The sequence below is a fragment of the Neisseria sp. 27098_8_139 genome (genome assembly GCF_041433195.1).
GTDB classification, from domain to species: domain Bacteria; phylum Pseudomonadota; class Gammaproteobacteria; order Burkholderiales; family Neisseriaceae; genus Neisseria; species Neisseria subflava.
Genome location: NZ_JAPWBA010000020.1, coordinates 1 through 18,854, shown reverse-complemented (window position 1 = coordinate 18,854; position 18,854 = coordinate 1). Strand labels below are relative to the sequence as shown.

The 18,854-nt window shown below is 54.5% G+C and carries 17 protein-coding genes and 1 pseudogene; 3 read left to right on the top strand and 15 right to left on the bottom strand.

All coding sequences use genetic code 11. From position 1 onward, the window contains the following. The 10 genes from waaA to O3660_RS11025 form a co-directional block, all read right to left on the bottom strand. Positions 1-1,253, bottom strand: a 1,253-nt coding sequence (gene waaA, locus O3660_RS11070; RefSeq protein ID WP_371464978.1) for a lipid IV(A) 3-deoxy-D-manno-octulosonic acid transferase, incomplete at its 3' end; no start/stop codon positions are given. A 138-nt stretch (positions 1,254-1,391) separates the two neighbouring features. Continuing rightward, positions 1,392-1,823 (bottom strand): plastocyanin/azurin family copper-binding protein, encoded by a 432-nt coding sequence (locus O3660_RS11065; protein WP_049351791.1) that lies wholly within the window; start codon positions 1,821-1,823, stop codon positions 1,392-1,394. Positions 1,824-1,990: 167 nt separating this feature from the next. Then, the gene (locus O3660_RS11060; protein WP_049351792.1) at positions 1,991-2,758 is read right to left on the bottom strand and encodes an ABC transporter ATP-binding protein; all 768 of its coding nucleotides are present in this window, start codon (positions 2,756-2,758) and stop codon (positions 1,991-1,993) included. A gap of 10 nt (positions 2,759-2,768) precedes the next feature. Beyond that, positions 2,769-3,815 carry an iron ABC transporter permease gene (locus O3660_RS11055; RefSeq protein ID WP_049351793.1) on the bottom strand — a complete coding sequence of 349 codons (1,047 nt, stop codon included), beginning with the start codon at positions 3,813-3,815 and terminating at the stop codon, positions 2,769-2,771. Positions 3,816-4,269: 454 nt separating this feature from the next. Next, on the bottom strand, positions 4,270-5,385 hold the full coding sequence (locus O3660_RS11050; RefSeq protein ID WP_049351795.1) for an ABC transporter substrate-binding protein: 1,116 nt from the start codon (positions 5,383-5,385) through the stop codon (positions 4,270-4,272). Positions 5,386-5,892: 507 nt separating this feature from the next. After that, positions 5,893-7,656: a phosphoenolpyruvate--protein phosphotransferase gene (gene ptsP, locus O3660_RS11045; protein WP_371464976.1), complete on the bottom strand. Its 1,764-nt coding sequence runs from the start codon at positions 7,654-7,656 to the stop codon at positions 5,893-5,895. Continuing rightward, entirely contained in the window at positions 7,656-7,925 is a 270-nt protein-coding gene (locus tag O3660_RS11040; protein WP_049328812.1) for an HPr family phosphocarrier protein, read from the bottom strand. Before O3660_RS11040 ends, ptsP begins: the two co-directional genes overlap by 1 nt. Positions 7,926-7,969: 44 nt before the next feature. Then, a complete protein-coding gene (locus tag O3660_RS11035; protein ID WP_003683821.1) occupies positions 7,970-8,398 on the bottom strand; it encodes a PTS sugar transporter subunit IIA in 429 nt (142 codons plus the stop codon). A gap of 58 nt (positions 8,399-8,456) precedes the next feature. Next, positions 8,457-9,020 carry a hypoxanthine-guanine phosphoribosyltransferase gene (locus tag O3660_RS11030; protein ID WP_049351805.1) on the bottom strand — a complete coding sequence of 188 codons (564 nt, stop codon included), beginning with the start codon at positions 9,018-9,020 and terminating at the stop codon, positions 8,457-8,459. 114 nt (positions 9,021-9,134) lie between these two features. After that, positions 9,135-10,664, bottom strand: coding sequence for an iron ABC transporter permease (locus O3660_RS11025; RefSeq protein ID WP_049351813.1), 1,530 nt, complete (start codon positions 10,662-10,664; stop codon positions 9,135-9,137). A gap of 233 nt (positions 10,665-10,897) precedes the next feature. Between O3660_RS11025 and O3660_RS11020 the strand changes: the two genes are divergently transcribed. Then, positions 10,898-11,428 carry a cytochrome b gene (locus O3660_RS11020; RefSeq protein WP_080974668.1) on the top strand — a complete coding sequence of 177 codons (531 nt, stop codon included), beginning with the start codon at positions 10,898-10,900 and terminating at the stop codon, positions 11,426-11,428. A 156-nt stretch (positions 11,429-11,584) separates the two neighbouring features. Then, on the top strand, positions 11,585-12,589 hold the full coding sequence (pdxA, locus tag O3660_RS11015; protein WP_049351818.1) for a 4-hydroxythreonine-4-phosphate dehydrogenase PdxA: 1,005 nt from the start codon (positions 11,585-11,587) through the stop codon (positions 12,587-12,589). Positions 12,590-12,780: 191 nt separating this feature from the next. Here the strand turns inward: pdxA and O3660_RS11010 are convergent, their stop codons facing one another. The 5 genes and pseudogenes from O3660_RS11010 to O3660_RS10990 all read right to left on the bottom strand — a co-directional run. Continuing rightward, positions 12,781-13,776 (bottom strand): S49 family peptidase, encoded by a 996-nt coding sequence (locus tag O3660_RS11010; RefSeq protein ID WP_049351820.1) that lies wholly within the window; start codon positions 13,774-13,776, stop codon positions 12,781-12,783. A 54-nt stretch (positions 13,777-13,830) separates the two neighbouring features. Beyond that, positions 13,831-14,853, bottom strand: coding sequence for a lysozyme inhibitor LprI family protein (locus tag O3660_RS11005; RefSeq protein ID WP_003683950.1), 1,023 nt, complete (start codon positions 14,851-14,853; stop codon positions 13,831-13,833). 105 nt (positions 14,854-14,958) lie between these two features. Further along, positions 14,959-16,173 carry a sodium/glutamate symporter gene (gene gltS / locus O3660_RS11000; protein ID WP_003683777.1) on the bottom strand — a complete coding sequence of 405 codons (1,215 nt, stop codon included), beginning with the start codon at positions 16,171-16,173 and terminating at the stop codon, positions 14,959-14,961. 222 nt (positions 16,174-16,395) lie between these two features. After that, entirely contained in the window at positions 16,396-17,802 is a 1,407-nt protein-coding gene (locus O3660_RS10995) for an SEL1-like repeat protein (protein WP_049351823.1), read from the bottom strand. A 367-nt stretch (positions 17,803-18,169) separates the two neighbouring features. After that, positions 18,170-18,394: pseudogene (locus tag O3660_RS10990) on the bottom strand (capsule polysaccharide modification protein); the annotation flags it as partial. 64 nt (positions 18,395-18,458) lie between these two features. Between O3660_RS10990 and O3660_RS10985 the strand changes: the two are divergent. Then, positions 18,459-18,854 (top strand): transposase (locus tag O3660_RS10985; protein WP_371464972.1); only part of this gene is annotated, 396 nt, incomplete at its 3' end.

The window sequence follows — 18,854 nt, the reverse complement described above, 5'->3', positions numbered from 1 at the left end:
TTCAAACAATCTGCAATCGCTTTGGCAATTTTGGCACTGGCGCCTTGGTGTTGCGAAATGAATTGCTCGGTGTGGCTGATCAGCTGTTGGCGCAGCGTTTCGTCGTCGAGGTATTGGCGCGTGGTTCTGTACCAGGCTTCGGCGGTTTCGACGCGGACGGCGGCTTTGGCTTCGACTGCGCCTTTACAGGCTTGGGCAAAGTTGTAGTTGGAGTAGCCGAAGAGGGTGGGGACGCGGCAGGAGATGGGTTCGATAATGTTTTGGCAGCCGGCATCAACGAGGCTGCCGCCGACGAAGGCAATGTCCGCGCTAAGGTAGTAGGCGGCAAGCTCGCCCATGCTGTCGCCTATCCAAACTTGTGTATCGGGGGAAACGGGTTGTCCGTCGCTGCGTTTTTGCGCGGTATAACCAAGCGATTTGGCGGTATCGTAGGCCGTCTGAAAGTTTTCAGGGTGGCGCGGTACGATGACCAGTAAGGCATTGCCGCGGTAGCCCTGCCATGCTTTGAGGAGCAGCTCGGCTTCGTCTGTGCCTTTGTACACGCGCGTGCTGGCGCAGACGACGACGGGGCGTGAGCCGATGCGTTCTTTAAAGGCGACGGCAAGCGGGCGCGAGTCATTGGGGGGTGAGATGTCGTATTTGGTGTTGCCGCAGACGTGGACGTTGGACGCGCCGATGAGGTGCAGGCGTTCGGCATCGGCGGCGGTTTGGGCAAAGCAGCCGGAGAGGGTCTGCATAGCAGGCTCGACCAGCTTGCGGATTTTGAGGTAGCCGCGTTGGGATTTTTCGGAGAGGCGAGCGTTGGCCAAAAAGAGGGGAATGCCTGCTTCTTGGCAGCCGTGCATCAGGTTGGGCCAGATTTCGGTTTCCATCAAAATGCCGCAGATGGGGCGGTGTTCGGCTAAAAATCGGGCGACCCATTCGGATTTGTCGTAGGGCAGGTAACGGCATTGCGCATCGGGGAACAGGGATTGCGCGGTAGCGCGGCCGGTCGGCGTCATTTGGGTAATCAAAAACGGCGAGTCGGGAAAATGGCGGCGCAATGCCTGAACTAAAGGTTCGGCTGCACGCGTTTCGCCGACGGATACGGCGTGTATCCAAATCGGGCGTTGTACGGGATTGGGATACGCCTGCCCGAAACGCTCGTCCCAATGCGCGAGATAGGCTGGGGATTTGAGGGCGCGGCGGCGCAGGTGGCGGCGGATCAGGAAGGGGGCGAGGTGCCACAGCGTGGCGTAAAGGCGGCGTATCATGCTTACGGGTCTTATGTCGGAATAGGCCTATTTTATCGGAAACTGAAACGGAAGATATAGCTTTGATGCGTGTTTTACGCAAAGGAAACAGGCCGTCTGAAAGGTTTCAGACGGCCTTTAATGCAGGTATAAACGCGTTTATTTCACTTGCGCCATGTATTTTTTCAGACGGCCTTTGCTTTGCATGGCGCGGTTTTCCATTTCATCGACAACGGCTTGTGCTTTGGCTTTGTTCACCGGTTTGCCGACCTGAATCACGCCGCTCATGTTCATCATGCGGTGCGGCGGGCAGGTATAGACGTACACGCCTTCTTTGTTGAGCTTGAGCGTGAAGTCTTTGCCGTCTTCGGAGAGGAAGTCGGCAACGCCGTCGGGCAGGGCTTTGCTTTGTACCCAGTGGCCGCTGTTGGCGGCTTTGAAGGTAACAGTGTCGCCGACTTTGGCGTTGACGTAGCCGGGCTCGAACACCATGCTGCCGTCTTTGCCGTTGTCGAGCATTTTGATTTCGTGGTTGGCGGCGTATGCGCTAAGGGAAGCGGTCAGCATGAGGAGGAAGAGGATTTTTTTCATGGAGAAAGTCCTTTCTCAGGATAAAAAATATGGGGCGGGCTGATGAGTCGGAGAGGTAAGCCTTGGGCTTACCGCCCTCTCCCTAACCCTCTCTCGCGGGAGAGAGGATAAGTTGCAGGGAGTTTGCAGGCCGGATGCTCAAATCCAACATTTCAGGAGCGGTTAAGTTACGCACTCTGCCGCATCGGGCGGATAACGGGCAGGCCTTTGCTGTCGTATAAAAGTTCGATGTCCACTTTATACAGCCTGCCGATTATGTCCGCCTGCAATACGTCCTGCGGCGCGCCCTGCGCCTGTACTTTGCCTTCGCCGAGCAGAATCACGCCGTCTGAAAATTGCGCGGCGAGGCTCAAATCGTGCAACACCATCAGCGTAACCAGATTGTGTTCGTGCGTGTATTGCACCACGCGTTCTAAAAGATTGAGTTGATGGTGCATATCCAGCGCGCTGACCGGTTCGTCCAGCATCAGGATTTCGGGGCGGCGCAGCATGACTTGGGCAAACATAACGAGCTGACGCTGTCCGCCGGAAAGCCGCATGACGTCGCGGTGCGCCAGATGGCCGATGCCCAACTCTGCCATGATACTTGCGGCTTCGTGCAGCAGTTCGTCGCCGACGTGCATATGCAGCGCGTCCATGCGGCCGAGTAACACGACTTCCAGCGCGGTCAGCGAGGCTTCGGCGGCGGTGTCCTGCGGCATATAGCCTATGCGTTTGCGCCAGCTTTGCAGGTGGATTTTGCTCAGCACTTCGTCGCCGTAGCGGATGGTGCCTTTGTGCGCCACTTCGCCGAAAATCGTTTTCATCAGTGAGGATTTGCCCGTGCCGTTCGGGCCGAGCACGGAATAGACTTTGCCTTGTTCCAGCGTCAAATCGATACTGTCGGCGACCACATAATCGCCGCGCCGGATATGGACATTTTCAAGTTTCAACATTTCAGACGGCCTATCGTTTCGTTAATACAATCCAGAAGAAGAACGGCACGCCGACAAACGACGTAACAATCCCCACCGGAAACAGCGCGCCCGGGATAATCACCTTGGACAACACGCTCGCCACTGATAAAAACGCCGCCCCCGCCAGCATCGCGCCGGGCAGGAAGAAACGTTGGTCTTCGCCCAAAAGAATCCGCGCCACATGCGGCGCGACCAGTCCGATAAAGCCGATCACGCCGACAAAACTGATTGCCGTTGCCGTCATCACCGCCACCAACACCAGCGTTTTCAGGCGCAAAAATTGCAGATTGATGCCCAGCCCGACGGCGCGTTCTTCGCCCAAGCGCAGCGCGGTCAGCTTCCACACATCGCGCGAAAGCAGCAGCACGCATACCGCCGTAACCGCCGCCGTAACGATGACCGTTTCCCAAGTCGCCTTGGTCAGGCTGCCGAACAGCCAAAACAGAATCTGCTGCGAAATCTCAGGCGCGGCGATAAACTGAATCAGCGACAGAATCGACTGAAACAGAAACAAAAGCGCAATCCCCACCAACACCAGCATCGCCGAATTGAAGCGGCGCGCCGAAGCAAACAGAAACAAGATGCCCGAAGCCAGCATGGTCATCACAAACGCCCCGATGGGGACGGCGACCGTTTCCGGCAGCCCGAAACCGCCGAACGCAATCACCATCGACGCGCCCAAACCTGCCGCCGCCGCCAAGCCCAGCGTATAAGGGCTGGCCATCGGGTTGTTCAACAGCGTTTGAATTTCCGCGCCGCCGACACCCAAAGCCGCGCCGACCATCAAGGCCATTACCGCAATCGGCAGGCGCAGATCCATCACAATCAGGCGGTTCATTTCATCGACCCCGGGTTTACCCAGCAAAACATTGACCACTTCACCGACGGGCAGCGTGTCTGTCATTGCCGGGCCGGTGGCGATGTCGAATAGGAAACTGACCGCGGCGATGATTAAAAACATCAACACAATCAACCAACGCTTGCCTTCCAACTTGCGCTGGTTTCTCACAATCTCGGCGACAACCGAATCATTCATTTTTTAATCCTTTGAAATTAAGGAACAAGGTCGGACATCCATGTCCGACAATCTCTTTTGTCTGTATCCGTTTTGAAGGGTGGTTTTTTGAAAATCGGGATAACGGCGTTCCAAACGGCTTACCCTCTCCCTAGCCCTCTCCCACGGGGAGAGGGAATCGGATGACTGAAATCCGACCATTGTTGTGATTTTCTGCCATTTGTTCCCTCTCCCTGTGGGAGAGGGTTAGGGAGAAGGTAAAAACAGTCAAACCCACCTGAAGCTCCCTATTCGGTACGACGGAAATTCGTAGCGTGGGCTTCACTTACGAAAACAGGAAACCCTCATACCGTTTACCATCATTTCCGTAAACATCACCCGTGGGCAAAGCCCACGCTACGGTTCTGTACAAAACCCACACTGCTTTCAGACGACCTTTCGCATAAAAAGGTCGTCTGAAACCCGCAAGCCAGCCTTACTGACCTTTCGGATACAGATAGAACGTACCGTTCGGCACGACCGGCAGGTTTTGGCGGTAGAAGTCCATATAGGTCTTCTCAGGGTTGAAATCCTTAAACAACTGCGGATAAATCGCTTTGGCCATAAACTGAATCGATGCACTGTCGGACAGCGTGCGCGAGTTGGCGTGGTAGGCGGCGTAGAGGCGGTTGTTTTTAATCGCAGGCAGGTTCGCCCAGCCGGCGCGTTTGGCAAAGCCTGCCAAGCGTTTTTCCGCTTCCGCTTTCGGAATGCCCCAGCCCATCACCATGGCGGCAGGGTTTTTCTTCAATTCGGTTTCGCGGCCGGTAATCACGATCACGTCGGGTTTGGCGGCGAGGACTTTTTCAGGATTGATCGGGCCGTAGAACTCGACCGAAGAAGCGGCGATATTGTTGCCGCCGACCAGTGTCGCCATTGAACCCCACATGCTCTTGCCGAAGGTAACGCTGTGTTCGGCAGGGCCTTTGTTGCCGAACTCGACATAGACTTTAGGCTTGGGCAGATTGGCTTTTTGCACGCGCGCTTGGATGGTGTCGGCAACGCGTTTGTAGTCTGCCGCTAATTTGTCCGCCTTTTGCTGCTGGCCGGTCAGCGTGCCGATGAGTTTGGTTGATTGAACGTGTTTGGCCACCGTTTGAGCGTTGTAGTCCAACACAACGATGGGGATGCCGGCTTTGTTGATGCGGTCGAGATCGGAACCCAAAGCCTTGTATTGCCATTCGGCCAAAACCAATAAATCGGGTTTCAGTGCCAATACTTTCTCAATCGAGAAAGTGCCGACTTCCACTTCGCCCACGTCGGTCAGTTGATTCAGTTTAGGCACGGCTTTGCTGAATGCTGCCCAGCTTGGCGGCGCCCAGTCGGCCCAAACTGCTTTGGAGAAACCGACAACGTTGTCCAGCGCGGTTTTACCGCCGATGGCCATGTAGTCTTGGTAGTAGAAGCCCAAAACCACGCGCTTGGCAGGCAGGTCGACGGTTACCTTACGGCCGACGGTATCGGTCAGCTGAACCGGTTTGGCAAAAGCGGATACGGAGCCGACTGATAAAGCTGCAGCGGCAATTAAAGCAGAAAGTTGCGTAAATCTCATGAACTATTCCTTTAAAATATGATGATAACTATTATCTTTTATAAATTTACAAGGTATTGAATCTTTTTTCAAGTGAAACATGAGAATAGACATATTTTAGAGTAAAAAGTTGCATCATTAAAATAAAGGGATAATGTTTGGCTGTACTGAAGACCTAGTGAAAAGGAATGATATGGGTGCCTAAAGCCATAGTGGGCAGTAGCTGGAAGGGATAGGCAAAGGGTCATTTATTGCAAAGAAAATAAAAGATATACGGTTGAATACAGCAGGCCGTCTGAAACCTTGTAATCGGGGTTCAGACGGCATTTGGTGCGGGCATAAAAGTTTTATTTTATTTGCGCCATCTATTTTTCAGACGGCCTGTAAGCAGTATTGGGGAAAAGTGAAAAAGGTTGGTTTTTGAAATGGCGAAATAGGGAAGAAGGGGGCTTGAGGGAGAATCGGGCGTAAACCCAAAATGGGGACGAATAAAAAGGGCGTGTTTCGATACACGCCCTTGCCGGAGGTTCAGACGGCCTGTGATTCCGTCTGTTCGCTTTGGTTGAGGATTTTAATCAGCTTCTCGGTTTTTTCCGGATCTTCGCAGCGCAGGATTTTGGCGGCATCGTTTTCGAGATGGCCGGTGTGGCTGTGCAGGATGATGTTTTTAACCGAAAGCAGGTTGTTGGGGTTCATGGAGAAGCGGCGCAGGCCCATGCCGAGCAACAGTCGGGTGAAGACGGTATCGCCGGCCATTTCGCCGCAGATGGACACGCCTTTTTCCATGCGGTTTGCCGTGCGGATGATGTGTTGCAGCGTTTTGAGGACGGCAGGGTGGCCGGGTTGGTAGAGGTGGCCGACGCTGTCGTCTCCGCGGTCGACCGACAGGAGGTATTGAATCAGGTCGTTGGTGCCTATGGAGATGAAATCGACGAGCTTGAGGATGCTGCCGACGGTCATGGCGGCGGACGGGATTTCAATCATGCAGCCGATGCTGACCGGACCGAAGGCTTCGTCGCGTTCGGCGAGTTGGCGTTGGGCCGTGTCCAGGTGGATAAGGCATTGGCGCACTTCGGAAATGGACGTAATCATCGGCCACATCATGCGCACGGGGCCGTGTACCGCGGCGCGGAGGATGGCGCGCATTTGGGTGCGGAACATGACCGGCTCGGCGAGGCACAGGCGGATGCCGGTCAGGCCGAGTGCGGGGTTGAGGCTGCCGTTGGGTGTGCTGTTTTGGCCGAACCAGCGCGGATTTTTATCGACACCTAAATCGACGGTGCGGACGGTGATGCTTTTGCCTTTCATCTTTTTCACAATCGCGCTGTACACTTCGTATTGCTCGTCTTCAGACGGCATGGTGTCGCGGTTGAGATAAAGAAATTCGCTGCGGAACAGGCCGACGCCGTCTGCGCCGAAGTTGTGCAGGGTTTTGATGTCTTCGGCGGATTCGATGTTGGCCAAAAGTTCGATGTTGATGCCGTCGGCCGTGGTGGCGGCGGTTTTTTTGATTTTGTTGAGTTCGCGCTTGTGGCTGCGGTATTCGCGGGCGAGGCGGCGGTATTCGTTGAGGACGACTTCGTCGGGATCGATGATGAGGATGCCGTTGATGCCGTCGACGATGACGATTTCGTTTTCGGTGATGAGTTTGCGGGCGTTGTGCAGGCCGATGACGGACGGGATGTCGAGGCTGCGGCCCAAGATGGCGGTGTGGCTGGTCGGGCCGCCGGCATCGGTTACGAAGGCGGTAATGTGCTGCTCTTTGAACAATACGGTATCGGCAGGCGAGAGGTCGTGCGCGATGAGGACGGTGTCGTCAAACAGGTTGCCGGCGAGGTTGATTTCGTTGCTTTGGCCGACAAGGTTGTTGTGGATGCGGCGGACGACTTGGAGCATGTCCTGTTTGCGTTCGCGCAGGTAGTCGTCGTCGATGCTGTCGAACTGGGCGGCGAGCTTGTCGCTTTGCTGTTTCAATGCCCATTCGGCGTTGATTTTTTGCTCGCGCAAAATGTCGATGGGTTCGCGCGAGAGGGTAACGTCGGTCAGCAGCATCAGGTGCAGGGAGATGAACGCGCCCAATTCGGTCGGGGCGTTTTCGGGAATTGCGCCGCGCAGTTGTTTCAGTTCTTTGCGCGTGGCTTTGATGGCGTTGTCGAAACGGGCAACTTCGGCATCAAGTTTGTCGGGATCGATGTCGTATTGGGGGACTTCCGTTGTGCCGCGCGTGATGAGGTGGGCGTGGCCGATGGCAATGCCTTTGCCCGCGGCTACACCGTGTAAGACGATGCTCATTATTCGCCCTCGCCGAAGTAGTCATTGATGAGGTCGGTCAACGCCTGCATGGCGGCGGCTTCGTCTGCGCCTTCTGTTTCCAGCTCAATCACGGTGCCTTTGGAGGCGGCCAGCATCATCAGGCCCATGATGCTTTTGCCGTTGACGCGGTTGCCGTTTTTGGTGACCCAGACTTCGCTTTGGAATTGGGAGGCGGTTTGGGTAAATTTGCTGGAGGCGCGTGCGTGCAGGCCGAGTTTGTTGATGATTTCGATTTCTTGTTTGAGCATGGATGTCCCCTAAATGTTCGTAAAGTGAATGTTTTCAGACGGCCTTAGCCGTTTTCTTTGCACACCAGGTCTTCAGGTGCGGATGTAATGGCGAAAATGCCACGGATGGCAGCTTCTTTAACGGTTTCGGTGAAGTCGGAGAGGTTTTCGGCTTGTGATGAGTATTGGATGGCTTTAATCATCATCGGGGCGTTGAGGCCGGTCAGGATGGCGGATTTGTTTTCGCGCACCAGCCGGCGTGCGGCGTTGCACGGTGTGGCGCCGAAGATGTCGGTCATGATCAGCACGCCGCGGTTGTCGGGAAATTCCTGCAATGCGGCGATGGCGTTGTTGATGATGTCGTTTTGATCTTCGTTAGGCTGTACGCCGAGGATGTGGAGATTTTCGGGGAAACCGTTGGGAAAGAAATGGTCGGCCAAACCGCGATAGGCTTCACCTATGGTTTCATGTGTAATGATTAACAAACCTATCATGATGTGTTCCTAGTATTGGGGTTGAGGCCGTCTGAACATCTTTCAGACGGCCTTTGTTTTATTTATTGTTTAAGGCGTAGATTTCGCCGAGGTTGCGCCAGCAGCCGGCGGCATCCATGCCGTAACCGAAGACGTAGCGGTTGGGCACGTCCAAACCGACATAATCGGCTTTGGTCGGTTTTTCTTTGTCGATCAGTTTGTTGGCAAATACGGCCGCACGGCAGCTTGCCGCGCCCATTTCCAACAGTTTTTCCTGAATGGCGGCCATGGTGTGGCCTTCGTCCAGAATGTCGTCCAAAACGACTACATGACGGCCTTTGATTTGCTCGGGGTCGGGCATGCGTTTCCAGTTGAACGCGCCGCCTGCGAGTTTGTCGCCGTAGCGGGAAACGTGGACGTAGTCAAAGTCCAAAGGGAAACGAAACAGCGGCAGCAGCTGCCCTGTAAACACCACCGCGCCACCCATTACAGGCAGGAGTAGGGGGTATTTGTCGCCCAAGTCGCGGGTGATGTCGTCGGCAACTTTTTGCAAGGCCGCGCGGCATTGTTCTTGGTCAAACAGCAAGTCGGCATTATCCAGCATGGCTTGGGTTTCAAGGCGTTTGGTTTCTAAGTCGGTCATGATAGATCGTGTTGAGTGCGGTTAAAAACAAATTATATAGCGGATTCAATCAATTTTCGATACAAGGCGCGGCAATGGTGTAGTGAAAGTGAAGGGAATTTGAGCCGACCACGTTCAGACGGCCTTTTGCCCTTCCGCTTCGTCCACCAGCAAAAATGCCGTCAAAGCCAAAGCGGTCAATACCGCCGTCAACACCATCGCCCGTCCGTAATTGTCCGCACCGGCGCGTCCGAGATAATCGTAAATCAAAGTGGTCAGCGTCTGCCATTCGGGGCGCGACAGGAATAATGTGGCCGCAAATTCGCCGATACACGTTGCCGAAGCTAAAGTCAGGCCGCGCCGCAAAGCCGGTTTCAATAAAGGCGCGGTGACATAACAGGCCGTCTGAAAACCGTTTGCGCCCATAGTGCGCGCCGCCGCCGCGTAATCTTTGGGCAAACCGTCCCACGCGGCCAATACATCTTTGGCCACAAACGGATACGCCAACAGCGCGTAAGTCGCCGTCAGCAGCCACAGCGAAGCTGTCCACTGCGGATAGAGCAGCAAAACGCCAAACGCGATGCACACGGGCGACACCATAAACGGCAAAAACATCAGCGCACGCAACCACGCCATTTGCCGTGCCGCCGCCGCATATAGCACGCCCAAAACCGTTGCCGCCGCTACTGCTGCCGCAGAGAAACGGACGGTGTTCCACACAGCCGCCCAGGTTTGCGCCTCTAGCAAGACTGCCCAAGAAGAGCCTGCCGATACCGCCTTGAGCCATACCGCCGCCAAAGGCAGCAGGCAGCACACTGCCAACATGGCCAATACTGTTGCCGTCAGCCATTTTTCCCAAGCCCATATCGGCGCACGCGGAGGCAAAGGCGAGACTGACTTATCCACAGCCACGCGTTTGCTCCAATACGCATACAAACCGCCTGCCGCCGCCGTAACCGCCAGCACCAGCCACACCAACACTGACGCACGCGCCATATCCAACTCATACGCCACCAGCCGGTAGATTTCCACTTCCACCGTCGCAAAACGTTCGCCACCGAGCAGCAAGGCCAGTCCGAAGCCTGAAAAGCAATATAAAAACACCAGACACGCGCCACCGGCAACCCACGCGCGCACCACCGGCCATTCGACCCAGACAAACCGCCTCCACGCGTCCGCGCCCAAAGATTGCGCCGACAGCAACCGCGCCTGCGGCACGCGCACAAATCCTTGATACGCCGAGCGCACCAAAACCGGCAGGTTGAAAAACACGTTGCCGTAAATCAGCAGCCACGGCGTGTCCTGCCAACCTGCAGCCAGCATGCCGTGTGCGCCAAATAAAGCCAGTACGCCCATGCCCGCCACCAAAGTCGGCATCACAAAAGGCAGCATCAGCAGGCGCAAAACCGTGCGCCGTCCGGCAAAGTCCATCCGCGCCAGCACCCACGCCGCAGGCACGCCCAAAGCCGTGACCAAGACGCAGGTCAAAACCGCCTGCGCCACCGTCCAGCCCAAGCGCAGGCGCATATAGTCATCAGCCACCACTTCCGCCCAAGCGCCTTCGCCGTCGTAAAACGCCAACGACAGCAAAGGCGCGACCACCATGACCGCCAAGAAACCCAAAGGCAGAAGCAACAGCGCACACCGCCGAATCCAAACCTGCATCGATGCGTACCCGAGAATAAAAACGTCTATTTTAGCCCGAGTTCGGTATAGAAGGTGGTATTCCTGTCCTTATTTTCAGACGGCCCGGGCAGCCTGACGGATAAAACTGCCGTTTCTTCAAATTTTCCAAACATTTACGAAATCTCTTCAAAAAGGCAACATAATTGGTTGGGCATTTTTGTTACAATGCCGCCGATTCAAAAAACCAAACAAATCAAAAACAAGGAAACATTATGACCACTACACGCCCACAAACCTATGATGCCGTCGCGCGCGCGTTGCACTGGCTGACCGTACTCGGTTTCATCGGCATCCTCTCCACCATTACCGTTTGGACCATCTACGATGGCGAAGAATGGGTCAAATCGCTCTTCGGCGTGCATAAATCCATCGGTTTCATCACGCTGTTGGTGATTGCCGTGCGCATTGTTTGGGCCTTGCTTAATGCATCCAAACGTCCTGCCGCCGACAGCTTTGCCGCCAAAGCAGGCCACCTTGCCCTTTACGTCTTCATGCTCGCCGTTCCCGTTATCGGCATGATCCGCCAATATGGCGGCGGCCGTGGCCCGTTGAAAGTATTCGGTGTCGAAGTGATGCAGGGTTCGCCAGAGAAAATCGAATGGATGTCCAATCTCGGCAATATGGCGCACGGCAAACTCGGTTGGCTGCTTTTTGCGCTTGTCGCCGGCCACATCGCCATGGTTGTCGTCCACCGCATTCAAGGCCACGACGTTTTGTACCGCATGATCGGCCGCCGTTCTTAAGTGTAAAATGGTAAACATTCAAGGCCGTCTGAAAACAGTTTGACCAAGCAAAAACTGTTTTCAGACGGCCTTTTTGTATTTGTGTTAATCTGCAAAAGTAGGGCAGGCATTATGCCTGACGTTGTCTAAATACTGTAAACCGTACCGAGAAACACCATGACTGCTCCCATCCTCGCCATCACATCCGGCGAACCGGCCGGCATCGGCCCTGACATCTGCCTTGATTTGGCTTTCGCCGATCTTCCTTGCCGCCCCGTTGTTTTGTGCGACAAAAACCTGTTGGTAAACAGGGCCGAACAGCTCGGCAAGTCCGTCATCCTGCGCGACTTTCAAGCCCAAGCGGCTGATCCGTTGCCCAAGGGCGAACTCGAAGTCCTGCATATTCCCTTAGATGCCGAGTGTCGGGCGGGCGAACTCAATCCTGCCAATGCCGCGTATGTGCTCCGACTGCTGGATACGGCGTATCAAGGCATTTTAGACGGCCTGTTTGCCGGTATGGTGACCGCGCCGCTGCATAAAGGCATCATCAACGATGCCCATGCAGGTAACGGCTTTTTCAGCGGCCACACCGAATACCTCGCCGAAAAAAGCCATACCGAACAAGTCGTCATGATGTTGACCGGCGGCGGCCTGCGTGTGGCGTTGGTCACCACCCATCTGCCGCTGAAAGACATTTCCGCCGCCATTACGAAGCCTTTAATCGAATCGGTTGTCCGCATTCTTGAACACGACCTGCGCCATAAGTTCGGCATAGCCAAACCGGTCATCCTTGTTACCGGCCTCAATCCCCACGCCGGCGAAGGCGGCCATTTGGGACACGAAGAAATCGACACCATTATTCCGGCGCTTCATGCCCTGCAGGCCGAAGGCATAGACGCGCGCGGCCCTTATCCGGCCGATACCGTGTTCCAACCCTTCCTGCTCAAAAATGCCGATGCCGTCCTCGCTATGTATCACGACCAAGGGCTGCCGGTGCTCAAATACGCCGGTTTCGGCGAAGGCGTGAACATCACCCTCGGCCTGCCCTTTATCCGCACCTCCGTCGATCATGGCACGGCATTGGGTTTGGCAGGCACGGGTAAAGCCGATTCCGGCAGCCTGATTACCGCTGTCCGCGCCGCGCTTGATATGGCGCATAATATGCAGAAGCAGGCCGTCTGAAGCGTGGAGGTTTAATCGTTTGCTGGCGTAATGTGTTCCCGTAAAAGCATCATCAGGGGATATTTGCCTGTCGGTTTGATGAAGCCGATAAATGTTTGGGCAATAATCTGCACTTTATTTGAAAAACCATATAAAAAGGCCGTCTGAAATCCCCATGTTTTGGATTTCAGACGGCCTTTGGTTTTTTTGGTTTACCAAATTTCAGACAAAGTTTCTTTGACTTTGGCCTTCACTTCCGCTCCGAAGTGGCGGCTGAGCATTTTGCTGAAATCGTCTTGCGGCGTGTAGTTGACCAGCTCGGGGGCTTTGACAACATCGCGGGCAACGCTGTAAATGCTGCCGAAGTCGTCAATCAGGCCGACCTGTTTGGCTTCTTTGCCGGTGTAGATGCGGCCGCTGAAAACATCGGGATACTGTTTGTCTTTCAACCTTGCGCCACGGCCGAGTTTGACGGCTTTGATAAATTCTTGGTGGATATCGCCCAACATGCTTTCCCAGATTTGGGTTTGCGCCGGCGTTTCAGGTGTGAAAGGGTCGCCCATGCCTTTGTTGCTGCCGGCGGTTTTCAGACGGCGTTTGACACCGGCTTTGTCCATCAGGCCGGTAAAGTCGAAACCGCCGCCGATCACGCCGATGCTGCCGACAATGCTGGAAGGGTCGGCGTAAATTTTGTCGGCTGCGGCGGCAATATAGTAGCAGCCGGAAGCGCACATGTCTTCGGCAACGAGGTAAACAGGGATGTCTTTGTGTTCGGCTTTGAGGCGGCGGACTTCGTTAAAGGCCGTGTTGGACACGACAGGCGAACCGCCGGGGCTGTTGGCGCGGATGATGATGGCTTTGGCGTTGCCGTTGTTATAGGCGGCTTCCATACTGTCGCGCAGGATTTGGACTTGGTCATCGATGTCGTTGCCGATTTCGCCGGTCAGGTCGATAACGGCGGTGTGTTCGCCGCGGGCGTGGATACTCGTGGTTTTTCCTTCTTCTTCTGCAAAGCCGAAGATCAGGCTGAGGAAGATGAGGACGGCGACGCCGCGCCAGATATTGCGCCAAATGCGGGCGCGGCGCTGTTCTTTGTAGGCGGCGAGGAGGACTTCGCGCAGGGTATTGCGCTCCCAGTTGTCAACGGGTGTGGAGGCTGAAGATGGCGTGTTTTGGGCATCGCCTTCACGGTGGATTCGGTATTGCATGATGTGATGTGCTTTCTTGTAGGCCGTCTGAATGTTCAGACGGCCTTATCGGTTTTAGTTGATGGAATAGCCGCGCAGGTATTGCGTACGTTCGCGGGTCATGCGGGTTTCACACTGCAGGCGCAGGTATTCTGCTTGCGCGGCGTTGTCTGCAGACGCGGCGGCTTGTTGGCAGTTGAGTTTTTTGCTTTGAATCCAGGCGCGTTGTTCGCCGAGGATTTGTTGTTTGACATCGCTGTCCATGCCGCCCCAGAGGTCGTTGATCTCGCCGTCAGCTTGACGGTTTTGCGCACGCGCGTTGTCAAGTTCGCTTTGGCTGAGGCCGGGCGGCTCGTTGCGCGGAGTTTCACGGTCAGGACGCAGGACTTCGTAGTCTGAATTGTCATCATCATCGGTCAAGCCGACGGCTTGGCTGGCGGCGTTGTTTTCAAGGATGTCTTGTGGATCAACAGTCGGCGGCTCTTCCGTATTTTGGTTTTGCAGCAGCTTGATGGCCTGCTCTTTGGATACTGGTTTGCCGTCTATCATGACGATGCTTTTCACGCCGTAGGGCAGCAGGGTGGCGGAAAGGGTTTGGGCTGTGGTGCTCAGGGTGTTGTCTTCGAGAATCAGTTTGCCGTCTTTGTCGGGGGTGTAGAGCAGGGTGGTGCTGAACGTGTTGTTTTCAAAAGTCAGGTTGCTGCCCATCAGTTTTTGTTCGAGCATGTCGGACAACGGGGTGTTGCCGTAAATCAGCGGACTGTTGTCTATGGCCGTTTTGAGGATGGTGTCGGGAATGCGGATTTTGAGGTTGGCGCGGCAGATGGCTTTGCCGTTGTCTTCGGTTTCTTTTGGGTCTTCAAGCAGGGTTTCTAATTCGAGGCCGGCGGCGATGATTTTGTCAGCATCGACGAATTGGCGGTTGTCATTGCGGGCAAAGGAGCGCGCTTGTTGTTTGAGGGTGTCTTCGATGGTGGTACGGATGTTTTGCAGTGTGGCCGGTTGGGCGCAATCAAGCGCGGCTTTCGGCTCTTCTTTGCTGCATGCGGCAAGAAGAATCGTGCTTAAAATCAATACGGAAGCGGTTTTTTTGTACATAGGTACTCCTGAAGATGACGGCCTTTCAGACGGCCTGACGTGCCTATCATAACAAAAGCACTTGCAGCAAGTAAATGCGGCAAGTGCTTTTCTATGTCAGACGTATCAGCCTTTGATGACGCTGACAAAGCCGGAGAGGATGGCGGCGTTGAGCAAGTCAACGAAGAAGGCGCCGACCATAGGTACAATCAGGAAGGCTTTGTGCGACGGGCCGAAAGTTTGGGTAATGGACTGCATGTTGGCAACGGCGGTCGGGGTGGCACCCAAACCGAAGCCGCAGTGGCCTGCCGCCAATACGGCAGCGTCGTAGTCGCGACCCATGAAGACGTAGGTAACGAAAGTGGCGTACAGAATCATCACGACGGTTTGTACGGCCAAGATGATGGTCACAGGGCCTGCCAGACCGGTCAATTCCCACAGTTTCAGGTTCAGAAGAGCCATGGCAAGGAAGAGCGACAGGGAGGCGTTACCGAATACGTCGATGGCGCGGTCGAACATATTGACTTTGAAGGTTGCAGTCAGGACGTTGCGGATGACCACACCTGCAAACAGACACCATACGAATTTAGGCAGGTCGAAGAAGGCTTTGTCGTAGCCGTCGACGATTTCGGCAAAAGCCAAACATGCGGCAAACATCGCGAGCGTTTCGACAGCGGAGTCAGCCGTAATCAGGCGTGTACGTTGTGCTTTTTCGAAGATGTCGTCGGCAACATCGTTGTCGTCGGATTTGGCAGTTTTGACGACAGGTTTACGACCCATTTTGTTGATCAGACGGCGTGCAACAGGACCGCCGATCAAACCGCCGAATACCAGGCCGAATGTTGCAGAAGCCATACCCAAGCCGGTTGCGCCGGTCAGGCCGAATTTGCTTTCAAAGTCAGGACCCCATGCGCCGGCAGTACCGTGACCGCCGGTCAGGGTAATCGAACCGGTAATCAGGCCAATCAACGGATCTAAGCCCAATGCGCTCGCCAAGCCGACACCGACGAAGTTTTGGACGATGATGAATGCACCCACCACGGCGGTAAAGATAACCAAAGGTAAACCGCCCGCTTTCAAACGAGAGAAATCGGCGCTCAAACCGATGGATGTAAAGAAGATAAGCATGAATGCATCTTGCAGCGGTTTTTCAAATTTGAAGCTGACGCCGTAGGCTTCATGCAGGGCGAACAGGACGATAGCGGCAACCAAACCGCCGGCGACCGGCTCGGGAATATTGAAGTCTCTTAAGAATTTGATTTTTTGAACCAGAAATTTACCAACCAGCAACACGAGCGTGGCGGCAATCAGTGTGTAATAACTGTTGAATTCCCATTCCATGTTGTTTCACCTCCTAGAAATGTTTTTCCGAGTATCCGTTTTTGTTCCGGATGCAGTGTGTTTCAACGCTCGGCGTTATCCGCCGAGTGTCATGGTATTGATGCGCGGACAAGGCAAGGTGTTTTCAGAAAGAAATGAAAACAATGATGTGTCCGTGAAAAATAACTGGCAAATATTAGGGGAATAGTTAAAGATTGTCAAAAAATGCGAGTGTAAATCTTTTCAGACGGTCTTTTGCCCGATGGCATGGTGCGCTTCGCGGCGCCATTGTTCTAATAGGGATGTTAATGATTCGGCCGAAGTGTGGCCGTTGCTGATGGCGGCCTGCAGCCAGTAGCAGGCGGTCGGAACATGACAGCCGACACCTTGCCCGTGATAGTAAAAACAGGCGAGGTGGTATTGGGCGGAAGGGTGGTTTTGTTCGGCAGCAATGGCGTACCAGTGTGCAGCCGCCCGAGGATCTTGCGCCGTACCGAGGCCGTAATGGTAGATGCGGCCTAAGGCTGCCGCCGCGTTTTTATGGTGGAACTCGGCAGCTTCCATGTAATTTTTGCGCGCGGCATTATAGTCGGCGGGACGGCCGATGGCATTGGCTTGTGCTTCCGCCAAACGGTATGTGGTTTCGGTTTGTTGTTGTTGCAGGGCGGTAGTTTTGATTTGTTCGTATTGTTGCGGATGGTACAGCGCGGCGTCGCTGATGAGTTTTTGTGCTGCGGCGGCAGAACCCAGTGCGGCTGCACAGTGGTAGTAATCATGCGCGATATGGTTGTCGGCTTTGATACCGAGGCCGTAGCGGTAGAGGTCGCCCATGATTTTCAGCGCTTCGGGATGGTTTTTCTCGGCAGCGGCTTTGGCATATCGTGCCGCTTGGAACGGATCGCGTTCGGAGAGTTCGCCGGTCAGGGCGTATTGGGCCAGCTTGGCCTGTGCTTCCGCTTGCTCCTTATCGGCGGCACGACGATACCATTTTAAGGCTTCGGGTTTGCGTTGGGCGGCAAGAAGGTCGGCCAGCAGGGTTTGTGCGGCGATGTGGCCGGCTTGTGCGGCTTGTTCGAGATAATGTTCAGCTTGTGCGTGATTGGGGCTGACACCTGTGCCGTAGAAATAAATTTTACCGAGTTGCCAGCAGGCGACAGTTACGCCGAGCGCGGCCGCTTTTTCGTATTGTTCAATGGCTGTTTCAATGTCGCCTTGTCGTTGATGATGACGTGCCAGATGGTAATACGCAGGCGCGGCATATCGGGCGGTGGCAAGCTCCGCCCAGTAGAGGGATTGTGGATCGTTGCGTTGCGCGTGGTAACGCATGAGGATTAATTGGGCTTCGAGGTGACCCTGTTCACCCAGCCAGGCGTATTCGTTAAGAAGCTGTCCGGTTGGAGTGCCGTTGTGTTCGCGTTGTTGCAGTAGGATAAAGAGTGCCTTGGGATGGCGTTGGGCCGCGGCGGCTTCCAGCCATGGAAGTGCCTGCTCCGGATGACCGTTTTGCAGCAGATGGTCGCCCAATACAAAAGCAGCTTCCGTATATCCCTGCTCTGCGGCCTGTTGCAGCAGGGGCAGGGCTTGGGCGGTATTGGATTGTTCCAAAAGGGCGGCGGCTTGCCGGTAGAGGATATCAGGAGCGGCGGTCATGGTTTGCGGGCGGATATAAAGTGGAAGACGGATGCTGCGGCATATGGGCGGCGATACCGGTTGAGGGCTTTGTAAAAATATTGCTCGGCATAGTTTTGTAGAGTGTATTGCCTTGCTGGCTTATCTTTAGGATGCTTGGCTTGTTATATTGTTTTGCCTGGGGGTACATCCATATTTTGTGCGTTGCAAAGGGCTCAGGTTGAGTCGGTATGCGCTCATGACAGCTCGGTCATTATACTGTTTTTGTAATTTATTGTTAATGATAAATGCAGGTTTTTGTGTTTTATTTACATGGCAGTAGCTAAGGTATTGATTGCTTCAGGCCGTCTGAAATGTTTTCAGACGGCCTGAACTTTCCTTCGCTAAGTCAGATTGCTGGTGTGGAAGAGTCGGAAGAGTTTTTGTTGAGGAAAAAGACCTGACTGTAGAAGTTGCCGTTAATTTGGGTTACGTTGAGGTGGTACATACGGTAGGCATGAAACAGCTCTTTGTCAGGCGGTGTCGGATGATTCCAAAATTCTGCCAAGGTATTTTGGTCAGTAATGCCGGGAATATCATAATAGGCACGACCAAGAACCTTAACTGGCATATTGAGACCTTTGCAAAATCCCCCCAAAATCCCCTAAATTCCCACCAAGACATTTAGGAGATTTCTCATGAGCACCTTCTTCCAGCAAACCGCACAAGCCATGATCGCCAAACACATCGACCGCTTCCCACTATTGAAGTTGGATCAAGTGATTGATTGGCAGCCGATCGAACAGTACCTGAATCGTCAAAGAACCCGTTACCTTAGAGACCACCGCGGCCGTCCCGCCTATCCCCTGTTGTCCATGTTCAAAGCCATCCTGATCGGACAATGGCACAGCCTCTCCGATCCCGAACTCGAACACAGCCTCATCACCCGCGTCGATTTCAACCTGTTTTGCCGTTTTGACGAACTGAGCATCCCCGATTACAGCACCTTATGCCGCTACCGCAACTGGCTGGCGCAAGACGACACCCTGTCCGAATTGCTGGAACTGATTAACCGCCAACTGACTGAAAAAGGT

Excerpts from the sequence above, each read along its gene's own strand:
- O3660_RS11065 (WP_049351791.1), bottom strand. The coding sequence starts at position 1,823 with ATGAAAAAAATCCTCTTCCTCCTCATGCTGACCGCTTCCCTTAGCGCA.
- O3660_RS11060 (WP_049351792.1), bottom strand. The coding sequence starts at position 2,758 with ATGTTGAAACTTGAAAATGTCCATATCCGGCGCGGCGATTATGTGGTC.
- O3660_RS11055 (WP_049351793.1), bottom strand. The coding sequence starts at position 3,815 with ATGAATGATTCGGTTGTCGCCGAGATTGTGAGAAACCAGCGCAAGTTG.
- O3660_RS11050 (WP_049351795.1), bottom strand. The coding sequence starts at position 5,385 with ATGAGATTTACGCAACTTTCTGCTTTAATTGCCGCTGCAGCTTTATCA.
- ptsP (WP_371464976.1), bottom strand. The coding sequence starts at position 7,656 with ATGAGCATCGTCTTACACGGTGTAGCCGCGGGCAAAGGCATTGCCATC.
- O3660_RS11040 (WP_049328812.1), bottom strand. The coding sequence starts at position 7,925 with ATGCTCAAACAAGAAATCGAAATCATCAACAAACTCGGCCTGCACGCA.
- O3660_RS11035 (WP_003683821.1), bottom strand. The coding sequence starts at position 8,398 with ATGATAGGTTTGTTAATCATTACACATGAAACCATAGGTGAAGCCTAT.
- O3660_RS11030 (WP_049351805.1), bottom strand. The coding sequence starts at position 9,020 with ATGACCGACTTAGAAACCAAACGCCTTGAAACCCAAGCCATGCTGGAT.
- O3660_RS11025 (WP_049351813.1), bottom strand. The coding sequence starts at position 10,664 with ATGCAGGTTTGGATTCGGCGGTGTGCGCTGTTGCTTCTGCCTTTGGGT.
- O3660_RS11020 (WP_080974668.1), top strand. The coding sequence starts at position 10,898 with ATGACCACTACACGCCCACAAACCTATGATGCCGTCGCGCGCGCGTTG.
- pdxA (WP_049351818.1), top strand. The coding sequence starts at position 11,585 with ATGACTGCTCCCATCCTCGCCATCACATCCGGCGAACCGGCCGGCATC.
- O3660_RS11010 (WP_049351820.1), bottom strand. The coding sequence starts at position 13,776 with ATGCAATACCGAATCCACCGTGAAGGCGATGCCCAAAACACGCCATCT.
- O3660_RS11005 (WP_003683950.1), bottom strand. The coding sequence starts at position 14,853 with ATGTACAAAAAAACCGCTTCCGTATTGATTTTAAGCACGATTCTTCTT.
- gltS (WP_003683777.1), bottom strand. The coding sequence starts at position 16,173 with ATGGAATGGGAATTCAACAGTTATTACACACTGATTGCCGCCACGCTC.
- O3660_RS10995 (WP_049351823.1), bottom strand. The coding sequence starts at position 17,802 with ATGACCGCCGCTCCTGATATCCTCTACCGGCAAGCCGCCGCCCTTTTG.